We start from the raw sequence: 21,330 nt of genomic DNA, 5'->3' as shown, positions 1-21,330 counted from the left end.
GGGGCACGGAGGGTCAGGGAGGGGGCGGCTCGGGTGAAGGTGCGGGCGGGGCTGCGGGATCAGGGGCGTCGAGCGCGCAGCGGAAGCCGATGTTGGCGGAGGCGGTGACGGCCGCGGCGACGCCACGCCAGGTGGCAGAGAGCTTGGCGGCGTCGTCGAAGAAGCTGCCTCCGCGGACGACCTTCACCGCCATGGAGGGGTCGGCCCGGGGATCCGTGCCGCCCGGGGGCGGGGTGGTGAAGCCGTCCTGGACCCACTCGGCGACGTTGCCAGCGAGGTCCTGGATGCCCTCGGGGGTGCGGTCGCCAGGGTGGGTGCCCGAGGTGCAGGTGGCGACGTCGGTGCCCGCGATGCGGCAGCCTTCGTTCCTGTCGTAGCAGGCGCGGTCGCAGGTGGGGGCGTCGGTGCCCCAGGGGAAGGGGCGCTGGGCCGCGCCGCGGGCGGCGATCTCCCACTCGGCCTCGGTGGGGAGGCGGCGGCCGCGGTACTTGCAGTAGCTCTCGGCGCTGGCGTAGTCGACGCAATTGACGGGGTGGTTCGGCTCGCCGCGGGAGGCGTTGCAGCGGCGGGTCCAGGTGTCGACGAACTCCTTGTCCACGGGGAGGGCAGCGGTCTCGGGGCCGCCCTCGGGGGTGACGGAGACGTGGTCGGCGGGTGAGCAGAGGCGCTCGGAGACGCAGGCCTGGTAGGCGCGTGCAGTGACCTCGTGGCGGTCGAGGTAGAAGCCGCGGGTGAGGGTGACGTTGCGCTGGTCTCCGCCGGCGCCGATGACGGTGCTCTGCGGGGCGAAGAAGACCATGTCCTCGGGGGCGCTGAAGGGGGCCGCGCTCGCGGAGGCGGAGGGGGCCGCGCTGGCGCTCGCAGAGGCGGAGGGAGAGGCCGAGGAAGGCGCGACAGCATGGGTGGACGCGCGGGGGGAGGCAGTGGGGCGCGGGGCGGACGGCCGCGGAGATGCCGGGGAGCGCGGGCTGGCAGGGACGAGGTCGACGTACACGGCAGCGCCGCCGCCGACGAGGGCGAGGAGGGCGAGCCAGGGCCAGACGCGGGCCCTGGCGGCGCGGGGCGGAGGGGTGGGCGAAGCGTTCGGTGCAGGCGCAGAGGGCGCGTCAGACGTCGCGGGAGGTCCGCTCGTGGACGGCGGCTGCACGGCAGGAGGGGTGACGTTGCCGTTCTGGCCCGCGCGCTGTCCGCGGGGGGTCTCGGCCATGGAGTCGGTGAGGCCGAGGTGAGCCGCAGGGCGGGCGCCATGCTTGACGGTCGCCACACCAGGAGCGCCCGCCGGGGGTCTGCCACTGCCGCTGCTGACGATGCCGCCACCGCCACCGCTGCCGCTGCCGCTGCTGCGTCCGCCGCCCGCGTCGAGGGACTCGACGGGGATGGTGGCGTCGAAGCCTTCAGCGCCCGCAGCGCCCGCGTTAGGGGCATTGCCGGTGCGGGGAGTGGGGCTGTTCGCGCTCGGCCCGGTGTCGAGCGCTGGGCTCGCGGATCCGGCGCTGCCCAGGAGGGCGCCCTGCGGCGCGCCGGCGTTCGCGGGGGCCTCGCGGACGGCCGCAGTGAGGGCGTCCCACATCTCGCCGGCACTCGCGTAACGCTCCTTGGGCTCGACGGCGAGGGCTTTGCGGAGCACCTGCTCGACGGCATCGCCAGCGTCGACGCCGCGCAAGCGTAGGGTGGGGCGCAAGGTGGGATCGGCCGCGGCGACGTAGAGCTGGGTGGGGTCGTCGCCGTCGAGGGCGCGCCTGCCGCTGACGATCTCGACGAAGATGAGGGCGAGCGCGAAGACGTCGGTCCAGGGTCCGGTGGCGCCGCGCATCTTGCTGAACTGCTCGGGAGCGCCGTAGCGGGGTGTGAAGGCGCTCGGTCCGTCGCGGGTGGCGGCGAGGGCCTCGGTGACGGAGGCGCAGTCGATGAGGACCTTGGCGATGCCGAAGTCGAGGACCTTGAGGGTGCGGGTGCCGCCGACGTCGGTGAGGAAGAGGTTGGCAGGCTTGACGTCGCGGTGGGCAACGCGCTGGGTGTGGGCGACGGCGAGGGCGCGGGCCGCAGGGTCGAGGAGGCGCACGGCCTCGGTGAGGGACATGCCGTACTCGTCCCGCTCGGCGCGCTCGCGGAGGAAGTGGGCGAGGGTCTGGCCTTCGAGCCACTCGAGGACGAGGTAAGGGACCCAGACGCCCCCCTCGGTGGTGAAGGCGCCGACGTCGAGGGCCTGGACGATGTTGGGCGTCATGCGCGAGAGGCGGTGGAGGAGGCGTCCCTCCTCGCGCAGCAACTCGAGCAGCTCCTCGCGCTCCTTCTCGTCGAGCGCCGGCATCTTGAGGCACTTGACGGCGATGAGCTCACCGAACCCTTTGTGGACGGCGCGGTACACGACGCCGAAGCCGCCATCACCGACGACAGACGCGACGCGGTACTTCCCCTCGATGGTCTGTCCAGAGAGCAGGAAAGGGTCGCCAGACGCAGGAGCCTCCGTCATCCCCCCGCTCCTACCTCGCCTTCACCCTCCAGCCTAGGTACTGCGTACCCAAAATCAGGAGCCTGCGGCCCCCACGCTCCGTACTGCGTACCCAAAATCAGGAGCCTGCAGCCCCCACGCTCCGTACTGCGTACCCAAAATCAGGGGCCTGCGGCCCCTACGCTCCCGTTGGTCGCTACCCCCGTTGCCGGTGGAGAGCGCCACGCCAGGGGACCGGAACGAGTGCGGAGATGAGGGGTCGTGCCAAGGAGGTGCGCACTGCTGCGTGGTGCAGCGCGAGTGCCACACGCTTGCGTTGTGCAGGGCGCGTGCAGAGAGAGGGCCATGGATGGAGCAGAGACCGAGGACACAATCAGGGAGCGCCGTACGTGTGGAGGATTGACGCAGAGAAATCCGGTGTCCGCGCGTCGTGGGGACCGTGCAACAGGGCCCGAACCGCTGGATCCTCGTCTCGCTTCAACCTAGGCTCGGCGCAGTCCTCGGGAGCCCACCCGGGGTCTGGCGATGGTGCCAGAAGCACGGGGAGCATCCATGAAGCGTATCCTTTACTTTGCGGCAGCAACGGCCATCACGTCACTCCTCTCGGTCGCCGGTTGCGACGGTGGTGACGACGGGCCCAACCCGGGCACCGGTGGTCAGGGCGGCGACGCCGGAGGTGGCGCTGGGGGCTGCGGGCCGGACTGCGCGTCGGGTCGGTTCATCAGGCTCCACTACCGCCTGCAGGGCGACGGCGACGTGAGCACCTGGGGCGTGCACTTCTTCGGCACAGGCGTGGTGACGGAGCCCGCGTGGGGAAGCCCGCAGCTCTTCAGCGAGAAGGACGACTTCGGCGGCTACACCGACATCCTGATCGACGACACCGCCGCGACGGAGACGAGCTGGATTGGCCTCATCCCCGTGCAGTGTGACGCCAGCGCGAACTGCACGAAGGACGTGGAGACCTCGGTGCGCTGGGCAGACCTGCACCCGAACGCGGACAACGAGCGGATCCACGAGGCATGGATCACCCAGGGGCAGGCGATCTCGCGCGAGCCGCCGTCGTCCACGGGGCCGGCGTACAAGATCTCCCACCCGAACGACTTCATCGATCTCGGCAACGGCAGCGTGCGGCTGATGTTCCGGGTGGCGATGGGCTCGACGGGCACCGTGAGGTACGGCACGGCGCCGGACATGCTCGATCAGTCGGTCACCTGGACCGACAGCGACGACATCAACGCGCGCGGGCTGATCATCGACGGCCTCACCGCGGGGACGACCATCCACTACCAGGTCAGCACCACCCTCGTGACCGATGACGAGCAGTTCACGGACGAGAGCGAGATCATGGAGCTCACGCCCATCGCGGTCGTTCCGGTGGTCGCCACGGCCGACTGGGCGAACTGGGGGCGCGAGGGGACGATGTACCAGCTCATCGTGCGCACCTTCGCCGACGGCGGCTCGCCCACGGGGACGGGGACGGACGCGGACAGCGGCATCGATCCCGCCGCGAAGGACGGCATCGGCGACCTCGTGGGGCTCCGCCAGAAGTTGCCCTACCTCTCCGATCTCGGGATCACCTCGATCTGGATGACGCCGGTGTTCGCGGCCAACTCGTACCACGGCTACGACACCACCGACTTTTACAACATCGACCCGTCCGTGGGCTCGGTGAAGGACTTCAAGGACCTCACCGACGCGGCGCACGCGCTCGACATCAAGATCATCGTGGACCTCGTGCAGAACCACGTGGCCGACGTGAACCCGTGGTTCGTGGCGGCGCTCGATCCGTCACACGCCGACCACGCGAAGTACCACGACTGGTTCCTGTGGTCCGACGAGTACTCGAACATGTTCACCGACGCTCACCCCTTCGATCCGTCGGCGGTCATCTGGTCGTGCAAAAATTACATGTGCTACCACCAGATCTTCGGCGGGCAGATGCCGGAGCTGAACTACCGGAACCCCGAGGTGCGCACCGAGATGAAGAACATCTCGAAGCACTGGATCGACCTCGGCGCCGACGGCTTCCGCCTGGACGCTTCGAAGCACATCGAGCAGTTCGACGACAACAACCAGACCGACCTGGCGCTGCACGGGACGCACATCTGGTGGAAGGAGTTCAACGCCTACGTGAAGCGCGACGTGCCCCGCCCGGCCGGGTCGGTGCCCGTGCTCCTGGCCGGCGAGAACCGGTGGGACGATCCGGCGGTGGCCACCAACATGGTGCCGTACGCGGGTGACATGGACTCGCAGTTCGACTTCCCGTTCCGCAGCATCCTCGCGAACTTCGTCAGCGGCCAGAGCGGTGAGCCGGCCGATCTCGTGAAGTACTTCAACGACCTGCGCGCGAGCAGCGCGGCGACGGTGAACGGCGGCAACGTGAACCACTTCTACCAGCGGTTCCTGTCGAACCACGACCTGGAGCGGCCGGCGACGCAGTTCCGGGACATGGCCGGTGAGCACCTGACCGCGGTGCTGAAGCAGGCGGCGACGGTGATCTTCACCATGCCGGGGATGCCGGTGGTGTACTACGGCGAGGAGCTCGGCAAGCAGGGCAAGCGCGACAAGCTGGCCGGGGCGGTCGCGGAGGGCGACTGGGACCGCGACGAGCTGATCCGCGAGCCGATGAGCTGGTTCCAGGACCTGATCTTCGCCGACGAGCGGCAGTCGGACGACCGCATCCTGCGCCACGACATCGATTTCGCGGCGACGAACGACGCGAACGCGGTGACCATGGCCGACGCCGGTATCTGCATGGCGCCGAACCCGGACTACCCGTTCATCAAGTTCATGTCGGAGTCGGAGCCGGCGTCGGTCGAGGCGCAGATGAGCGATCCGGAGAGCCTCTACAGCCACTACAAGTCGCTCATCCAGATCCGGCGGACACACCACTTCATCACCAACAGCGACGTGGTGGCGGTGAAGAAGCAGGACACCGCGACCTGGTACGAGTACTCGCTCACGGCCGGTGGGCAGTCCCTCACCGTGCTGCTGAACCGGACGGCGACGGACCAGACGCTCGCGCGCACCATGGTCACCGACCTCCTCAGCGGCTCGAACGGGCCGGTCTTCAACGTGCCCGCCTACGGCGCGCTGATCCTCCAGGTCGTCAACCCCTGAGCCCTGTCTGACGCCGTGAACCCCGCCGTTCCCGAGCTGCTGGATCGGCTGGATGGTCCCGTGACGGCCTTCCTGGTCTACGGGGTCGGCGGGCTCCTCTTGGCCGCGCACGTCGCCTTCGCGCTCTACCGGTGGTTCTTCCACCGGCGCGCGGAGGCGCAGGCGCGCGCCGAGGAGGCGAAGGCGCCCTCACTCGCCCCCGGGTTCACCTCTCTCTGCGGGGTCGTGGAGACCGACGGCGAGGAGGCGGCAATCACGCTGACGCTGTGGGAAGAGGGGACCGAGTGGCATCACAAGGGGTCGTGGCACCACCGCTGGCGAGAGCGCTCGCGGGCGATGGAGGCGCGGTCCTTCACGCTGCGGCTCGCGTCCGGGGAGCGGGTGCGGGTGGTGCCCGACGAGCGGGTGATCTACGTGGACTCGCTGCAGATCCGGCTCTTCACGGGGGCCGAGCGAGAGCGCACCGCAGAGCTCAAGGCTGGGCAGGAGGTGCGCGTGGACGGGATGCTGCTCCGCAACCGGGCCTCGCAGCGCGCAGAGAGCGTGTACCGCGGGGGCGAGGCTCCTCGGTACACGCTGCGGGGAGGGCGCGCGGAGCCGCTCCAGGTGGCGGTGGGAGGCCTCAGCGGAGGTCACCAGCGCTGGGCCACCTGGTACAGGTGGGCGGCGCTGGTGCTGGGGGCGACGCTGGCGTCGGTGCAACTGCTGGCCTACGGGCCGTACCACGCGCTGCGCGCGGCCGGTCAGGTGGTGGAGGCGAGCATCGTCGATGGGGAGGTGTACACCACCGCGACGCGCTCGGGGGGGCGGATGCATTTCGGGCTGAAGGCGACGTTCAAGGACGCGCGGGGCAAGGCGCACGCGCTGTCCGACGAGGTGCCGCGCGCGACGTACGAGGCGGCGCGGGACAGGACGCTCCAGACGATCCCGTTCCTGGTGGTGCCGTGGGACGCAGAGATCCACCAGGTGGGCACGACGCCGGCGCTCTCGAACGGGCGGGGGATGCTCGGGCACCTGGCGGTCGTGGTGGCGATCTTGCTGTTCTGGGTGATGCGGCGGCAGGTGATGCCCTGGTACGAGCAGCGGCGGGTGGTGGAGCGGGGCCCCGGGTCGCTGGCGTCGAGCGTGATGACCTACGAGGAGAGCGCGCCGGCGCAGGTGTCGTCGCGGGTGTCGTCGGCGCCTGCGCCGCACCGAAACGCGTCCTGAAGAGGAAGGGGGAGCGGGTAAGCTCGTGCCGATGACCGCGCACCGGCTTGCGGAGCTGCTCGGGGCCCTGTCGCTGGCGACGGACGGGGCGAACGGGATGCCCCCAGAGACCGCGCTGCGTACGGCGATCGTGGCGACGGCGATCGGGCGCGCGAGTGGCCTCGGGGGAGAGGCGCTGCGGGAGGTGTACCTGACGGCGCTGCTGCGGTTCCTGGGGTGCACGGCGTACGCGCACGAGACGGCCACGCGCTGGGGGGCGGGGGATGATCTGGCGATGATGCGGGCGTTCATGAGGGCGGACGCCGCGAGCGGGATCGATGTGGTGCGGCGGGCGGCGCAGGCGCTGGGCGGAGAGGTCGCGTTCGGGCAGCGGGCGGCGGCGCTGGCGCGCCTGTCGACAGACGTGAGGCCGGCCGACGCGCTGGCGCTGGCGCACTGCGGGCTGGCGACGACGCTCGCGGCGAGGCTGGGTGTCGGCGAGGGGGTGGTGCGGGCACTCGCGGAGGTCTTCGAGCGGTACGATGGCCGGGGGAGCCCGAACAGGCTCGCGGGCGAGGCGATCTCGCCCACGGCGCGGCTGGTGGTGGTCGCGTTCCGGGTGGTCACGTACCACGCGCTGGAGGGGCGCGAGGCGGCGGTGGAGGCGGTGCGGGAGCGTCGGGGGACGGAGCTCGATCCGCAGTTCGCGGGGGCATTCCTCAAGGCGGCCGGGGAGGTGATGGACGTGATCGAGGGGGACGCGCGCTGGGAGGCTTTTCTGGAGGCGGAGCCGCGGCCGCTCGGGTGGATCCAGGTGGACGAGCTGCCGAGGATCGCAGAGGCGTTCGCGGACTACGTGGACCTGAAGTCGCCGTTCACGCTGGGACACTCGCGCGGGGTGGCGGCGCTCGCAGGGCAGGTGGGAGAGGAGATGGGCCTCGACGCGCAGGAGCGGGCGAAGCTCCAGGTCGCGGCGCTGCTCCACGATCTGGGGCGGGTCGCGGTGCCCAACGGGATCTGGGACAAGCCGGGCCCGCTGAGCGCGATGGAGCGGGAGCGGGCCGACACGCATGCGTGGCATACGGCGAGGATCCTGGGACGGTCGCCGCTCTTCACGGCGATCGCAGCGGTGGCGGCAGGAGGGCACGAGCGCGCCGACGGGACGGGGTATCCGCGGGCCATCCCTGGGAGCCTCTTGCCGGTCACCACCCGGATCCTGGCAGCGTGTGACGTGTTCCACGCACTCGGGGAGGACCGCCCCCACCGGGCCGCGCACGGGCGTGAGGCGGCGGTCGCGGTGCTCCTCGACGAGGTGCGCGCGGGGAGGCTGGAAGCGCGGGTCGTGGAGGCGGTGCTGGCGGTGGGCGGTGGGCGTCGGGGAGAGGGGCGCGCCGCGCGCGGGGGGCCCGATGAGCTGAGCGCGCGGGAGGTGGAGGTGCTCTGCGTGCTCGCGCGGGGGCTGTCGAACAAGGAGATCGGGGCGCGGCTCGGGATCTCGGCGAAGACGGTGCAGCACCACGTGGCCCACATCTACGAGAAGACCGGGGTGCGTACGCGGGCCGCGGCGGCGATCTACGCGGTCGACCGGGGGCTGCTCGGCCCATAGGCCATCTGGCCGATGGTGCGCCGGGAGCGCGGCTCCTATGTTCCGGTCGCGAACCGAGCAAAGAAGAGGTGTTCCTGTGGCGGATGTGGTCTTCGTGCATGGTGCCTGGGTGGGGCCGCGGTGCTGGGAGGGGTGGACGCGGCTCTACGAGGCCGAGGGGTTGCGCTGCGTGGCGCCGGCGTGGCCCCACGACGATCGGCCTTACGAGGAGCTGCGCCGGGCGCCAGATCCTGCGCTCGCGGGGGTAGGGGTCGCGGAGATCGTGGAGCACTACGCGCGCATCATCGAGGCCATGCCGGAGCCACCGGTGCTCGTCGGGCACTCGTTCGGTGGGCTCATCGTGCAGCTCCTGATCTCGCGCGGGCTCGGCTCGGCAGGGGTCGCGGTCGATCCTGCGCCGCCGCGCGGGGTGTTCCCGAAGCCGCGGGCGCTCCTCACAGCGGTACCGGTGCTGCTCGCGTGGCGGGGCTGGAAGCGCGTCCTCACCATGACCTACGAGCAGTTCGTGAGCGGCTTCGTGCACGAGCTGCCAGAGCGCGCGCGGCGCGAGGCGTACGAGGAGCACGTGATCCCGACGCCGGGGAGGCCCTACTTCCAGGCGGCGTTCGCGCCGTTCCACAGGGCGACGGAGGTCGATTTCCGCCGGGGTGACCGGGCGCCGCTGCTGATCGTGGCGGGCGAGCGTGATCGAACGGCCCCCCCGTCGATGAACCGGGTGAACCACGCCGCCTACCGTCACTCGTCGGCGCGTACGGACTTCCACGAGTTCCCGAAGCGCAGCCACTGGATCATCGCGGAGCCTGGCTGGGAAGAGGTGGCAGGGTACGCGCTGTCATGGGTGCGCGCGCTGGGCGCGGGCGCGGCAGGGACCCCGCGGCGCGGCGCGGTGTGAGCACGTCTCCCGGGGGGGAGAGAGCAAGGGCGCTCCTGAGCGTGCGATGCCCTCGGTTGCCTAGGTACCAGGAGCGTCGAGCACACCGACCACCTGAAGCCAGGGCGGCTCCGGGAGAGGGTTCTCCTCGATCTGCATGCCAAGACCTCTCATGACCGCCTTCGAGCCGGCGTTGTCGTGGTGCGTGGTGGCCACGAGGCGGGCGACGCGCAGCGCGCGGAAGGCGTGGTCGCGCATGGCACACGCGGCTTCCAGGGCGTAGCCGCGGCGCTGATGGCGGGGTGAGATGGCGTAATAAAGGCCAAGCTCCGGGGTGAAGCGGGGCGGGCTCGGCGCGGCGGCCGAGAGGCGCAAGGCAGGGAGCTGACCGAAGGGGGCGAGGCAAGGGACGAAGCCGACGGCGCCCACGATCTCACCGGTCTCCCGCAGGACGACGGCGCGGTCACCGTAAGGCGGCTGGCAAAGCCAGGCGCTCTGCGCGTACCCGAGGACGGTCCAGGTCAACCACTGGGCGCGCGCGTCGCGCGGGACCACTTCCCCGGCGCCGACGGTGGCATCGGCGAGTTCGATGTCGAGGACCCGGTGGATGTCGTCGAGGTCCTCGAGGGTGAATTCGCGCAGGAGAAGCCGCTCGGTTTCGAGGGGAGGCATGCGGGTCATGAGGTCGATGGTAAGCTCGTCCGGTGAGTGCTGGCGCTGCCCCTGATCCATCGAGTGCTTCTCCAGGGCAGCCCGAGGTGCGTCTGCGCACGGGCACTGTGGACATTCCCACCGATCTGCCCCTGTCGACGGCGACGCCCCCCGTGAGCGTGGTGCCGATGCCGGCGAGCGCGCCGGGGTCGACGGGGACGCCCGCGTCGGGGCCTCCGTCACAGCGCGCATCGCGGCCGAGCGTGAGGCCCCCGTCGGCGTCGCTCGTGCCCCTGATGACCGCGGAGCCGGCGGAGCCCGAGGCGCTCGTGCGCCGGAAGCCGGCGCCCGTGTCGGTGCGGGAGAAGGCCGCCCAGAGCGGGCGGTTCGTGCGGGCGTACGCGACGACCTTCGCGGTGCTCGGGAGCTACCTGTGGTTCTCGTTCCTCGGGCGGCTGTTCGGGCGGCCGTGGTCCGAGGCGCGCATCGGCGAGGTGCACCGGCGGAACGCGCGGCGCATCGAGCGCACGATCATGCAGCTCCAGGGGCTGTTCATCAAGGTGGGGCAGCTCCTCAGCATCATGGCGAACTTCCTGCCGGTGGAGCTGCGGGAGGGGCTGACGGGGCTGCAGGATCAGGTACCGCCGCGGCCCTACGCGGAGATCGCGGTGCGGGTGGAGGCGGAGCTGGGCAAGCCCATCCCGGAGCTGTTCGCGCGCTTCACGGAGAGGCCCATCGCCAGCGCTTCGCTCGGGCAGGTGCACGAGGCGTGGCTCAAGGACGGGACGCACGTGGCGGTGAAGGTGCAGCACCGCGACATCGACGAGATCGTGCGGCTCGACCTGGCCACGATCCGGCGGATCATGGCGATCGTGTCGATGTTCGTGCCAGTGCGAGGGCTCGACGCCTACTACCACCAGGTGCGGGCGATGATCTCGGAGGAGCTCGACTTCGCCATGGAGGCGGCGAACATCGTGCGCATCTCCGAGAACTTCGCGGGGCAGGACGACGTGCGGTTCCCGGCGCCGATCCCTGGCTACTGCACGCGCCGGGTGATGACCACCGCGTTCGTCGAGGGGGTGAAGGTCGGGGATCTCGCGGCGCTGGAGGCGCTCGGGGTGGACCGAAAGGATCTGGCGCGGCGGATCGTGAAGGCCTTCTGCCAGATGATCTTCGTCGACGGCATCTACCACGCGGATCCGCACCCTGGGAACATGCTGGTCGCGCGTGACGGGGCGCTGATCCTGCTCGATTTCGGGGCGGTGGCCGAGCTGTCCCCGCAGACGCGCGAGGGGATCCCGGAGTTCCTGGAGGCGGTGATCCGGCGCGACACGGACCGGATCGTCAAGGCGATGCGGAAGATGGGGTTCCTCGCGCGCGGGGACAACCTCGACGTGAGCGAGAAGGTGGTGGAGTTCTTCCACCAGCGCTTCCAGGAAGAGGTGAGGCTCGACAAGTTCAACCTGAAGGACATCAAGATCGATCCGCAGCGGGGGATCGAGAGCCTGATCGACCTGAAGCGGATGAACATCGGGCTGAAGGAGCTCTCCGGAGCATTCCACATCCCGCGTGACTGGGTGCTGCTGGAGCGGACGCTGCTCCTCCTGACGGGGCTGTGCACGCAGCTCGACCCGGAGCTGAACCCGATCGAGGTGGTGCGGCCCTACCTGCAGGAGTTCGTGCTGGGCAACCGAGACTGGGCCCAGATCGCGCTGGAGGCGGCGAAGGACATGGGGCTCAAGGCCCTGACGCTGCCCGACGACTTGCGGAAGTACCTGACGCGGGCGAATCGCGGCGAGGCGGAGATGAGGATCCGGGGGCTGTCGCAGGCCGCTGGGTTGATCTACGCAGGGGTACGGCAGCTCATCTTCGCGGCGCTGGGGATCGCCGCGGGGATGGCGGCGCTCCAGCTCCACCTGGCGGGGCAGGCGGCGCTGGCACAGATGTGTCTTTACGGAGCGGGCGGAGCGCTGGCGCTGCTCGTGCTAAGCCTGCTCTTCACGCGGCGGGCATGAGAGACTAGGCAATGGTAGGGAAAGTTTTCAAGCTGACACCCCGGAAGCGGTCGGGGACTGAGGCAAAGACCATGAGCGACGGGGTTTCTGAGGAGCAGGAGCACCAGACCTGGCTCGAGGCCGAGCTCGCCGAGGCTCAGAGGGTGTTGCAGCGGCTGGAGGAGGAGCACGCGGCGCTCGGCGCGCAGCTCCGCGAGGAACCCGGGGAAGCGGCGCGTGCCGAGCGGCGGCGGGTGGGGCAGGCGAAGAGCGAGGCGGAGAGCCGGGTGCAGTCGGCCCAGGCGGGGCTGACGCTGCTGAGGCTTCAGGGGACTCCGTTCGGGCTCATCGCCGACGACGACGAGGTGATCGGCCTCATCGCAGTGGACGTGCCGAAGGGGAGCTCCAGCACGCAGCGGGCGCGGCTCATCGCCGAGGATCTGTCGGATCAGCTCACCGGCGCGGCGCAGTCCATGGGGGTGGTGCTGGGAGCGTCGGCCGATCGGTACACGCGGGAGCGGCCGGGGCGCGATCGCGCTGGCCGGATGGTGCTCGACGTGGTGGGCCGGGTGGAGGGCGATGTGCTGGTGCCCGCGACCTCGTTCACCCGCAAGGCCGCACATCGCTGACTCAGGGCGCGGGCTTCTGCATGCGCGCGCGGATCTCGCGGGCGCGGTCCGCGCTGTCGGGGTGGGTCGAGAGGATCTGGGGGACGGGCGCCGATTCGAGGCTCTCCATGAAGCGGGCGAGGCCCTCGGGGGTGTGGCCGGCGCGCTGGAGGAGATCGACCGCGAAGGCGTCCGCGTCTTCCTCCATGTCGCGGCTGAAGCCGAGTTCGTCGAGGTGGGAGGCGCCAGCGACGAGGGTGGCGGTGATGCCCCCCATGTCGCCGAGCACGTAGGCGAGCACCAGGCCGTACACGCTGTTGCGGACCAGCGAGCGCACGCCGTGGCGCCGGACGGCGTGACCGAGTTCGTGAGCCATCACGCCGCGGAGGGCGTCGTCGTCGTCCTTGGTCCGGTCGAGGAGGCCGGTGAGGACGAAGACCTCTCCGCCGGGGAGGGCGAAGGCGTTGGCCTGCTTGTCGCTCAGCACGGTGAGGCGCGGGCTGACGAGGCGCGCGGCTTCCTCGCTGGTGAGGTGCGTGCGCAGCTCCTCGAAGACGCGCGCGGCGCGGGCCTGGTCCTCGGCGGAGGGGGTCTGCCCGACGCCGTGCTGGGCGCGCATCGCTTCGCCGCCCACCTTGCCGATGGTGGCGTCCACCGAGGAGGGGATCTGGGAGACCAGCGCGGTGGTGGCGCACCCCGCGCAGCCGCGCGCGGCGAGGATGAGCAGGGCAATGGCGAGGAGGAAGACGAGCACCTCCGCGACGGTTCTCTTCCCACTCTGATGGAAGCCCTGCGGCGCGACCTTTCCCGCTTCCTGTTCGGTCATGACTCCGTTATACCGCTCGCCGAGCAGGTTCAGGTATGCAGCATATCGTCAAGTACGGTCCGTCGTTCTCGATGCTCCAGCTCGGCCTCGGCCCGAGCGAGGTGATCATTGCCGAGGCGGGCTCGATGGTGGCGCGCTCCACGAGCCTCTCGATGGAGGTCAAGCTCAACGCCGGGCGCAACGCGGGCTTCTTCGGGAAGCTCAAGGCGGTGTGCATCGCGTTGATCCGCAAGCTCGTCGGCGGCGAGACCTTCTTCGTCAACCACTTCTCGTCGCCGCAGGGCGGGTGGGTGTGGCTGGCTCCCGCGCTGAGCGGCAACATTCGGCACATCCCGCTGCAGGGGCAGGCGATGCTCTTCAGCGCGGGCTCGTACCTGGCCAGCGCCGGCGAGGTGGACCTGAAGGTGCGCTGGGGAGGCCTGCGGGCGATCCTTTCCAAGGAGGGGGCCTTCTTCGTCGAAGCGTCAGGGAGCGGAGACCTGTGGGTCACGAGCTACGGCGCGATCGACGAGGTCTACTGCAACGGTTCGTACATCGTGGACAACGGGCACATCGTCGGCTTCGACTCGACGCTGGACTTCAAGATCCGGAGCGCGGGCGGCGGGCTGATGGGCTTCATGGCCTCGGGCGAAGGGCTGGTCTGCGAGTTCACGGGGCAGGGTCGGATCCTGATCCAGTCCCGCAACACGAGCGCGCTGGTCGGGTGGTTGACGCCCATTCTGCCTCCCTGAGCCGAAGAACGGCGCAGAACGGCCAAAGAACGAAGGATTCGAGCGATGCAGGTCAACCTTCTCTATCGACCCTCCCAGGCCCTGGCGCAGTGCTGGCTCGCGCCGGGCGAGAGCGTGCTGGCGGAGAGCGGCGCCATGGTGGGCATGTCCCCCAACGTGGCGATGCAGACCCAGTCCGGCGGGCTGATGTCCGGCCTGAAGCGGATGTTCGGCGGTGAGTCGTTCTTCCGGAACACCTTCACCGCGCAGGGCGGCAACGGCGAGGTGCTCTTCGCGACCCCGCTCTGCGGCGACATGCTGGTGCTCGACGCGGGGCACCGGCAGTACTGCATCCAGAGCAGCGCCTACGTGGCCTCCAGCCAGACCATGGACGTGCGGACGCGCGCGGGCGGGATGAAGGGGTTCTTCTCCGGCGCGGGCCTGTTCATGCTGGAGACGCAGGGGCAAGGCCAGGTGATCATCGGCGCGTTCGGTGCGCTCGAAGAGGTGCGGGTCGATGGGTCGTTCGTGATCGACACCGGGCACCTCGCCGCGTGGGACGCGAGCCTCCAGTACCGCGTCGGCAAGAGCGGCTCGGGCTGGATCGCCTCGTGGCTGTCGGGCGAGGGCCTGGTCTGCACCTTCGAGGGGCAGGGCAGCGTCTGGCTCCAGTCGCGCAACGCATCCGAATACGGTGCCGCCATCGGCGCCATGCTCCCCCCGCGCAAGCAGTAGGATCGGAGGATCGCGTGCGGCAAGAGATCCGACACAACCCTGATTTCGGCGTCATCCAGGTGACGTTCGATCAACCCGGCGAACAGATCATCGCGGAGAGCGGCGCGATGGTGGCGCGCGACAGCGCCATCGACATGAAGACCAGCCTTCAAGGCGGCTTCGGTGGGGCGCTGAAGCGCAAGCTCCTGGGCGGCGAGAGCCTGTTCCAGAACACCTTCACGGCCACCGCGCCCATGCAGACCATGTGGATCGCTCCGGCGCCCGAGGGCGCTGTCGAGTGCATCACCCTGCAGCCCGGGATGGAGATCTTCCTCCAGTCGGGCGCGTACCTGGCGTCGACGCCGGGGGTCACGCTCGACACCAAGTGGCAGGGAGCCAAGGGCTTCTTCGCCGGCGGCTTCTTCCTGCTGCGCGCGTACGGTCAGGGGCAGATCTGGTTCTCGTCGTACGGTGGGCTGCACGCGATCGACATCGGCCAGGCGTACCGCGGGTACATCTGCGACAACACCCACCTCGTCGGGTTCACCGCGGGGCTCCAGTACCAGGTGCGCAAGCTGGGAGGGTTGAAGAGCCTGTTCCTGTCGGGCGAGGGCCTGATCTGCGAGTTCCAGGGTCAGGGGCGGCTGTGGATCCAGACCCGCAATCCGAGCTCGCTCGCGTCGTTCGTGCACCCCTTCCGCCGGGTCGAGGTCCGGAGCGGCTGACGGGGGCTCACCGGCTGACGCCCTCGGCGAGGTTCCGCGGGGGCCTTCTTTCTCACCAGCGTCGGAATTTTTGCGCAGCGACGCGGCCGTCGCGGGCTCCGGGCGTGGCGGTGCGCGAGGGCGCCCGACACGTGGATGGAGCGCAGAGGCCCCGCCATCGTTGCGTTTCAGGAGCTGGGCTCGCTAGAGTAGTGCGGCCTCGCGGAAAGCTCTCTCTGAGGGGTGCCCGGCCCGCCGGGCGACCGACTTCAGATCAACGGACGAGCCGGATTCGCCCCCCCAAAGCCCCCTGCTGCCATGTGGAAGCTGACGATCGAGGACGACGAGGGAAAGCAGACGACCCTCCCTCTCGCCCACGACGAGTATTCGCTCGGGCGCGCGGAGGTGAACTCAGTTCGCCTCACCGATCGCAACATCTCGCGCAAACACGCCGTCCTGGTGAAGAACAGCCAGGGCTGGTTGCTCCAGGATCTGGATAGCTACAACGGCACGTTCGTCAACGGCGTGCGCGTCGCTGGCGAGCAGCACCTGCGCCACGCGGACCTCGTGCAGCTCGGCGATTACCGGCTGGAGGTCGTCGACGAGTCGCTTCTGGCGGTGCCGATGCCGGCCCCCGAGGGTCGGGGCACGACGCTCTCGCCGTTGCACACGCGGCCCGATCGGCTGGTGATGATCGTCGGTCCCACGCCCGGCGCCGAGTACGCGCTCGACGGTGATCGGCTCAGCATCGGTCGCTCGGAGGAGTGCAGCGTCTCGATCAACCACAGCTCCGTGAGCCGCCTGCACGCCGACCTGCTGAAGATCGACAAGGGCCGCTACGAGGTCATCGATCAGGGCAGCGCCAACGGCATCCGCATCAACGGCGTGGAGCTGAAGCGAGGGTTGCTGGAGGCGGGCGACGCGCTGGAGCTCGGCGACGTGCGGCTGCGCTTCGTGGGCGCGGGCAAGATCTTCCGGCCTGTCGAGACCTCGCTCCTGAACCCCATCGTCACCCCTGGAGGTGTGGCGGGTCAGGGCGCGCTGGGAGGGCAGAGCGGCGCCTGGAAGATCGTGGTGGGGCTCGTGCTGCTGGCGGTCGTCGCGGGGGCGGCGGTGTACGCGCTGACCCGGTCGGATCCAGGCGACGACAAGCAGGTGGAGAGCGCGCAGGCCAGCAAGCCCGAGGAGCAGGAGCGCATCCAGCTCCAGCGGGCGAAGGAGTCGCTCGACCGGGGCGAGTACGACAAGGCTCACCAGCTCGCGCAGCAGCTCCCGGAAGCGTCGACGGTGCGGCAGGATCCGCTGTTCCGCGAGGTCGAGAACCGCTGGGCGCAGTGGGCCGTCGAGCGCGGTCAGGACAAGGCGCTCTCCACGTCGCAGCGCTACGAGCTGCTCGCGAGCGTGGCGGGGACGCAGACCGTGGATGCGGCCATGCGCGATCGGGCCATCGACCTGATGGCGAAGGTGATCGAGGAAGATCCCTCGCTGCCTCCGGTGAACCCGGCGATCCGGGGTTCGCGGCTGCCTGGGGGCGGGGGCACGAACTCGTACGTGCCCCAGCCTGTACCCCAGCCCGTTCAGACCTCGGTCTCCTCGCCGACGAAGATCGTCGATCCCCCTGCGGCCAACGTGCCGGAGATGAGCGGCTACGCCGCGCAGCGCAAGTCGCTGGAGCCCAAGGTGTGGGGCGGCAGGGCAAGCGTCGAAGAGATCAAGATGCTGAGGGCGATCTGCAACCACATGGGCGACAAGGCTTGCCGAGATCGGGCTGGCGCCATGCTGAAGCAGAAGGAAGCGTCGGGTCCGTGACCGAGGAGGACGCCGGGCCCGAGCCGGCGCGGGTCGAGAACGGGCTGCTCTCGAAGGCGGCAGCAGCCCTGGTGACGCTGGGGGTGCTCGTGGCCTTGCCGTACGCGGTGCCAGGCGTGAGCCGCCTGCGCGTGCTCACGCCGCTCTCGGAAGGCGAAGGCCTCGTGGCCGTCCCTGCGCCCGCGCCCGTGGCGTCGGTGGGTGAGGCGACGCTCCAGATCGAGACCACGGAGCAAGTCGAGCTGCAGCAGCCCGAGGAGCAGGTGATCCCGCCTGCCGCGGCGTCGGTGCTGCCCTCCGTGAACGAGGAGAAGCCGCCGAGATCGATCGAGGACCCCGGCGGACACGCGCTCGATGGGTTCTTCGGCGCGCTCTCGCGGGTGGAGCGCAAGGAGGCGGGCTCGATCGCGCGCATCACGTACTTCGGCGACTCGATCGTGGCGAGCGACTTCGTGACCGCGACGCTTCGACGCAGGCTCCAGCGTCGCTTCGGCGACGCCGGGCACGGCTTCATGCTCATGGCCAACGCATGGCCGGGCTACTTCCACAACGACGTGGTGCGGTTCGCGGCGCCAGGGTGGCAGGTGAGCCGCGTGGTCGGGCCCTTCGCGGAGGACGGGCTGTACGGACTCGGCGGCGTGTCGTTTCGCTCGCAGGGGGCGGGGGTGTTCTCGCGGTTCGCGACGGCAAAGGAGGGAGCGTTCGGGCGCGCGGTGTCGACGTTCGTGCTCGATTACCTGGAGCAGCCAGGGGGCGGGCGGATGGCGGTGGCCCTCGACGGCGCGCCCCACGAGGAGATCGCGACGGAGGCCCCGACGACGCGGGTGGCGCTGAAGACGTACGAGGTGCCGGACGGTCCGCATGAACTCGAAGTGCGCGCGCTCGGGCCGAACGTGCGGGCCTTCGGGGTGTGGATGGAGCGCAACGTGCCGGGGGTCGTGCTCGATGCCATCGGGATCCAGGGCTGCCGCATCCGCTTCCTGGACAAGAGCGACGATGCGCACTTCGCCGAGCAGCTCAAGATGAGGTCCCCATCGCTGACGGTGTTCCAGTTTGGCATGAACGAGAGCGAAGACGGCGAGCTGTACCCGCTGGACCAGTACGAGGCCACGATGAAGGCCGTGCTGGAGCAGGTACGCACCGCATTGCCAGGAGCGTCGTGCCTGCTCGTGGGCCCGATGGATCGGGCGGATCGCCGGGGTGACGTGTACCGGAGCCGGCCGGTGATCCCGAAGCTCGCGCGCATCCAGCGCAAGGTGGCCGGAGAGGTGGGGTGCGGGTTCTGGGACACGCTGACGGCGATGGGGGGCCCAGGATCCATGGGTGTCTGGGTGCAGCGTGGGCTCGGTGGGGCTGATCTGGCGCACCCGTCCAGCGCTGGCGCCGAGGTTCTGGGCCGCTGGGTGTATCTGGCCTTGATGGAGTCCTACGCCGAGTGGCAGGCCAAGGGTGGTCGCTGAGCCTGGACTGCCAGCCAGCCCCGCGGTGCACACACCGGTCGTTCGTCCTTGGGTCTCGTGCAACGGCGCGCAATACTGCGCGCCGCCCATGGTGCTCCGCCCCTCCAGGCGCCTCTACGCCCTCCTCGCCGCTCTGACCTCCGGTGCCTTTGCCTGCAATGCCCTCACCGGTGCAGACGATCTGACGATCCGCGACTTGGACGGCGCGACGGGTGCTGGCGGAACGACCGTCAGTAGCACGGGCACGAACATGGGCACGGGGGCCGGATCGAGCGGCACCGTCATCGTGGATCCCACGCCGATGGTGGGCGCTGCGGGCGTCAACGTGCGGGAAATCTCCCTGTACCAGGGCGTGAAGCGCCCCCTCATGGAGAACGGCGTCGCCTCCACGAGCACCTTGCCCGTCGTGTTCGGTCGCGACGCCCTGATCCGCGTCTTCTACGACACCGACGCTGGCTACAACGGCGACCCTGTCACGGCACGCTTGTACCTCGACGGGCGCTCGACCCTGCAGGTCGTACAGCCTCTGCTCCAGAGTTCCGTCGAGACCAACCTCGGCAGCACCATCAACTTCGAACTCACGGCGGACCTCGTGCTCGGCGCCACGTCCTACCGTGTCGAGCTCCTCCAGTTGCCGGCCGACTCCCCCATCGACAACCCCGCGGCCAAGTACCCCGCTGCCGGCTTCGATCCCATCCCCATCGACGAATCTCCCGCCGTCCTCCGGATCGAGATCGTTCCCGTCACGTACAGCGCGGATGGCTCGGACCGTGTGCCCGACACCTCGCCCGCGCAGCTCCGCCGTTATCAGGACTATTTCTACGCGATGTACCCGGTCACCAGCGTCGATGTCGTCCTGCACGAGCCGATGCCCTGGAGCGGCGCGATCAGCCCCAACGGCGGCGGCTGGGGCGAGGTGCTCGACGGCCTTGCCAGCTACCGACAGCAGGAGGGCGCGCCCGACACGACGTACTACTACGGCATCTTCAATCCGCTCCCGGACGTCGGTCAGTTCTGCGGCGGTGGCTGCGTGGCGGGGCTCGGCTTTCTCCCCTCACCAGGAGACACGTACGGTCGTGTCGCCGTGGGCCTCGGCTATCCCGAGAACAACCTCGACATCGAGACCGCAGTGCACGAGATCGGCCACGCCCATGGCCGCCCGCACTCCCCTTGCGGTGGCGCGGGCGACCCCGATCCCGCCTTCCCCTATGCAGACGGGGGGATTGGCACCTGGGGCTACAACATCGTGAGCAAGCAGCTCTACGACCCCACCTCATTCACGGACCTCATGGGCTACTGCGTCCCCATCTGGATCAGCGACTACTCCTTCCGCCAGATCCACGAGCGGGTTCAGTTCATCGATGGCGTGAGGATGGTCTTCCCCCCCGAGTCCCTCGGCCTCACCTACGACCGGGTGCACATCGGCATCGATGGGCACGGCACCTTCCTCGAGCCTGTCACCTTGCAGCGTCCTCCCATTGCCCAGGCCACGCAGGTCGACGTGCAGACCGCGAACGGCATTCAAGCCGTCACCGCTCAGTTCTACCGCTATGACCACATCGAGGGTGGGCTGCTTCTCTGGCCACGGACCTCGAATGCGGCCATCACTGCGCGGGCGCACCTGCCCGATGGCCTCGTGCAAGCAGTGCGGTGAGTCTGCAGACGTCTCGCCGGTCGCGGTGCTCGTCCTGCCCTGCACGCAGTGCCGCGGAACCACTCCCGGCGGCGCGCCAGACGTGACGTTTTCCGCGTACTGCCGCGTTCATGTCCGCTAGGTTCGCTGCATGCGTTCCATCGTCCAGGCCTTCGCCCTCGCTGCGGTCGGCCTCCCTGCTGCATGTGGCGGGGCGCCTCCCGCGCCTGCAAGCACAACCGCCGAGGCCCCGGCGCCCACGACAACCGCTGCTCCCTCCAGCGCCTCCACCGAAGCCGACGCCAAGAAGAAGGCCCAGGAAGAGGCAGCGCGTCAGATCCCGACCCAGTGCGCCGAGGGCGTCGGTGACGGCAAGCTCTGCCTCCCTCCCCCTGCATTCGCGAAGCGCCTCTGCCAAGGCTTTCACCCCGACATTGCGCTCACGCTTCTCGGCAAGAACTCTCCCTTCAGCCGCGGCTATCTCGCTGGCAACGTGGAGGCCTGGAATGCGTCTGGCGGCATGTCCTCGAATGACAAGCTCGTCTTCGAGGAGGAGGTCCTGATCCTGATCCAGCGCACTGCCGACACGGGGGGAATGATGGTCAGCGGCGCCGGGGGTGGTTACGACGTCCTCCGCTGGGATGGCACCTGCGCCTCCCTCTCCGGCGGCGAGCTTCGTACCCAGGTCCCAGGGCAGCCCAAGTACGCCCCCATTCCCTGGAAGAGCCTCGACGAGAAGACCCGCAATGCGCTCGAGGCCGACGAGAAAGTGGGCAAGGTGGTCGGCGAGCGCCGCCGCGAGTGCAAAGGTGCCACCATGGGGTCCGTCTCCCTCCAGTGCGAGAAGGCAGACAAGATGATGAGCAAGGTCATCGTCGAGTACGTGCGCAATGGAGGCGCGCTGCCGACTCCCGAGCCTCTGAAGCCCTGAGGATCGCTCGGACCGAAGCCCCGCCTCGAGCAAGCTGAAGCAAGCTGACGCAA

16 protein-coding genes are annotated in these 21,330 nt (G+C 69.7%); 13 read left to right on the top strand and 3 right to left on the bottom strand.

The features are described from left to right. Positions 1-13: 13 nt before the first annotated feature. Positions 14-2,473: an SUMF1/EgtB/PvdO family nonheme iron enzyme gene (locus CAP_RS44465; protein ID WP_052375052.1), complete on the bottom strand. Its 2,460-nt coding sequence runs from the start codon at positions 2,471-2,473 to the stop codon at positions 14-16. 531 nt (positions 2,474-3,004) lie between these two features. Here CAP_RS44465 and CAP_RS13440 point away from each other — a divergent pair. From CAP_RS13440 to CAP_RS13425, 4 genes are all read left to right on the top strand, one after another. After that, entirely contained in the window at positions 3,005-5,572 is a 2,568-nt protein-coding gene (locus tag CAP_RS13440) for an alpha-amylase family glycosyl hydrolase (protein WP_044240685.1), read from the top strand. Positions 5,573-5,587: 15 nt separating this feature from the next. Then, positions 5,588-6,781 (top strand): hypothetical protein, encoded by a 1,194-nt coding sequence (locus tag CAP_RS13435; RefSeq protein ID WP_044240684.1) that lies wholly within the window; start codon positions 5,588-5,590, stop codon positions 6,779-6,781. A gap of 31 nt (positions 6,782-6,812) precedes the next feature. Then, positions 6,813-8,366: an HD domain-containing phosphohydrolase gene (locus CAP_RS13430; RefSeq protein WP_044240683.1), complete on the top strand. Its 1,554-nt coding sequence runs from the start codon at positions 6,813-6,815 to the stop codon at positions 8,364-8,366. A gap of 76 nt (positions 8,367-8,442) precedes the next feature. Next, positions 8,443-9,258 carry an alpha/beta hydrolase gene (locus CAP_RS13425; RefSeq protein WP_231511442.1) on the top strand — a complete coding sequence of 272 codons (816 nt, stop codon included), beginning with the start codon at positions 8,443-8,445 and terminating at the stop codon, positions 9,256-9,258. 60 nt (positions 9,259-9,318) lie between these two features. On the opposite strand, the gene CAP_RS13420 is transcribed toward CAP_RS13425, so the two are convergent. Further along, on the bottom strand, positions 9,319-9,969 hold the full coding sequence (locus CAP_RS13420; protein WP_231511440.1) for a GNAT family N-acetyltransferase: 651 nt from the start codon (positions 9,967-9,969) through the stop codon (positions 9,319-9,321). A gap of 26 nt (positions 9,970-9,995) precedes the next feature. Between CAP_RS13420 and CAP_RS13415 the strand changes: the two genes are divergently transcribed. Together CAP_RS13415 and CAP_RS13410 are read left to right on the top strand one after the other, a co-directional pair. Then, positions 9,996-11,903, top strand: coding sequence for an ABC1 kinase family protein (locus CAP_RS13415; RefSeq protein WP_231511439.1), 1,908 nt, complete (start codon positions 9,996-9,998; stop codon positions 11,901-11,903). A 71-nt stretch (positions 11,904-11,974) separates the two neighbouring features. Then, on the top strand, positions 11,975-12,511 hold the full coding sequence (locus tag CAP_RS13410) for a hypothetical protein (protein WP_044240678.1): 537 nt from the start codon (positions 11,975-11,977) through the stop codon (positions 12,509-12,511). A 1-nt stretch (position 12,512) separates the two neighbouring features. Here CAP_RS13410 and CAP_RS44460 read toward each other — a convergent pair whose 3' ends face one another. After that, positions 12,513-13,316: a M48 family metallopeptidase gene (locus CAP_RS44460; RefSeq protein ID WP_052375050.1), complete on the bottom strand. Its 804-nt coding sequence runs from the start codon at positions 13,314-13,316 to the stop codon at positions 12,513-12,515. 35 nt (positions 13,317-13,351) lie between these two features. Here CAP_RS44460 and CAP_RS13400 point away from each other — a divergent pair, with 35 nt between their 5' ends. The 7 genes from CAP_RS13400 to CAP_RS13370 all read left to right on the top strand — a co-directional run bounded on the left by CAP_RS13400 (position 13,352) and on the right by CAP_RS13370 (position 21,277). Next, positions 13,352-14,047 carry a TIGR00266 family protein gene (locus CAP_RS13400; protein WP_044240677.1) on the top strand — a complete coding sequence of 232 codons (696 nt, stop codon included), beginning with the start codon at positions 13,352-13,354 and terminating at the stop codon, positions 14,045-14,047. Positions 14,048-14,092: 45 nt separating this feature from the next. Beyond that, positions 14,093-14,761, top strand: coding sequence for a TIGR00266 family protein (locus CAP_RS13395; RefSeq protein ID WP_044240676.1), 669 nt, complete (start codon positions 14,093-14,095; stop codon positions 14,759-14,761). 14 nt (positions 14,762-14,775) lie between these two features. After that, positions 14,776-15,465, top strand: a complete 690-nt coding sequence (locus CAP_RS13390; RefSeq protein WP_044240674.1) for a TIGR00266 family protein — start codon at positions 14,776-14,778, stop codon at positions 15,463-15,465. A 297-nt stretch (positions 15,466-15,762) separates the two neighbouring features. Then, the gene (locus CAP_RS44455) at positions 15,763-17,253 is read left to right on the top strand and encodes an FHA domain-containing protein (protein ID WP_052375047.1); all 1,491 of its coding nucleotides are present in this window, start codon (positions 15,763-15,765) and stop codon (positions 17,251-17,253) included. Next, on the top strand, positions 17,250-18,713 hold the full coding sequence (locus CAP_RS13380; protein WP_044240671.1) for a GDSL-type esterase/lipase family protein: 1,464 nt from the start codon (positions 17,250-17,252) through the stop codon (positions 18,711-18,713). The genes CAP_RS44455 and CAP_RS13380 overlap by 4 nt, the downstream gene beginning before the upstream one ends. A gap of 88 nt (positions 18,714-18,801) precedes the next feature. Continuing rightward, positions 18,802-20,367, top strand: a complete 1,566-nt coding sequence (locus CAP_RS13375; RefSeq protein WP_044240670.1) for a M66 family metalloprotease — start codon at positions 18,802-18,804, stop codon at positions 20,365-20,367. Positions 20,368-20,497: 130 nt separating this feature from the next. After that, positions 20,498-21,277 (top strand): hypothetical protein, encoded by a 780-nt coding sequence (locus CAP_RS13370; protein WP_044240668.1) that lies wholly within the window; start codon positions 20,498-20,500, stop codon positions 21,275-21,277. Positions 21,278-21,330 lie beyond the last annotated feature (53 nt).

Origin of the sequence: Chondromyces apiculatus DSM 436 (genome assembly GCF_000601485.1) — a bacterium.
Lineage (GTDB): Bacteria > Myxococcota_A > Polyangia > Polyangiales > Polyangiaceae > Chondromyces > Chondromyces apiculatus.
This window is presented reverse-complemented; position numbering and strand designations above follow the sequence as displayed.

Excerpts from the sequence above, each read along its gene's own strand:
- CAP_RS13400 (WP_044240677.1), top strand. The coding sequence starts at position 13,352 with ATGCAGCATATCGTCAAGTACGGTCCGTCGTTCTCGATGCTCCAGCTC.
- CAP_RS13370 (WP_044240668.1), top strand. The coding sequence starts at position 20,498 with ATGCGTTCCATCGTCCAGGCCTTCGCCCTCGCTGCGGTCGGCCTCCCT.
- CAP_RS13440 (WP_044240685.1), top strand. The coding sequence starts at position 3,005 with ATGAAGCGTATCCTTTACTTTGCGGCAGCAACGGCCATCACGTCACTC.
- CAP_RS13420 (WP_231511440.1), bottom strand. The coding sequence starts at position 9,969 with ATGGATCAGGGGCAGCGCCAGCACTCACCGGACGAGCTTACCATCGAC.
- CAP_RS44460 (WP_052375050.1), bottom strand. The coding sequence starts at position 13,316 with ATGACCGAACAGGAAGCGGGAAAGGTCGCGCCGCAGGGCTTCCATCAG.
- CAP_RS13430 (WP_044240683.1), top strand. The coding sequence starts at position 6,813 with ATGACCGCGCACCGGCTTGCGGAGCTGCTCGGGGCCCTGTCGCTGGCG.
- CAP_RS13395 (WP_044240676.1), top strand. The coding sequence starts at position 14,093 with ATGCAGGTCAACCTTCTCTATCGACCCTCCCAGGCCCTGGCGCAGTGC.
- CAP_RS44455 (WP_052375047.1), top strand. The coding sequence starts at position 15,763 with ATGTGGAAGCTGACGATCGAGGACGACGAGGGAAAGCAGACGACCCTC.
- CAP_RS13410 (WP_044240678.1), top strand. The coding sequence starts at position 11,975 with ATGAGCGACGGGGTTTCTGAGGAGCAGGAGCACCAGACCTGGCTCGAG.
- CAP_RS13375 (WP_044240670.1), top strand. The coding sequence starts at position 18,802 with ATGGTGCTCCGCCCCTCCAGGCGCCTCTACGCCCTCCTCGCCGCTCTG.
- CAP_RS44465 (WP_052375052.1), bottom strand. The coding sequence starts at position 2,473 with ATGACGGAGGCTCCTGCGTCTGGCGACCCTTTCCTGCTCTCTGGACAG.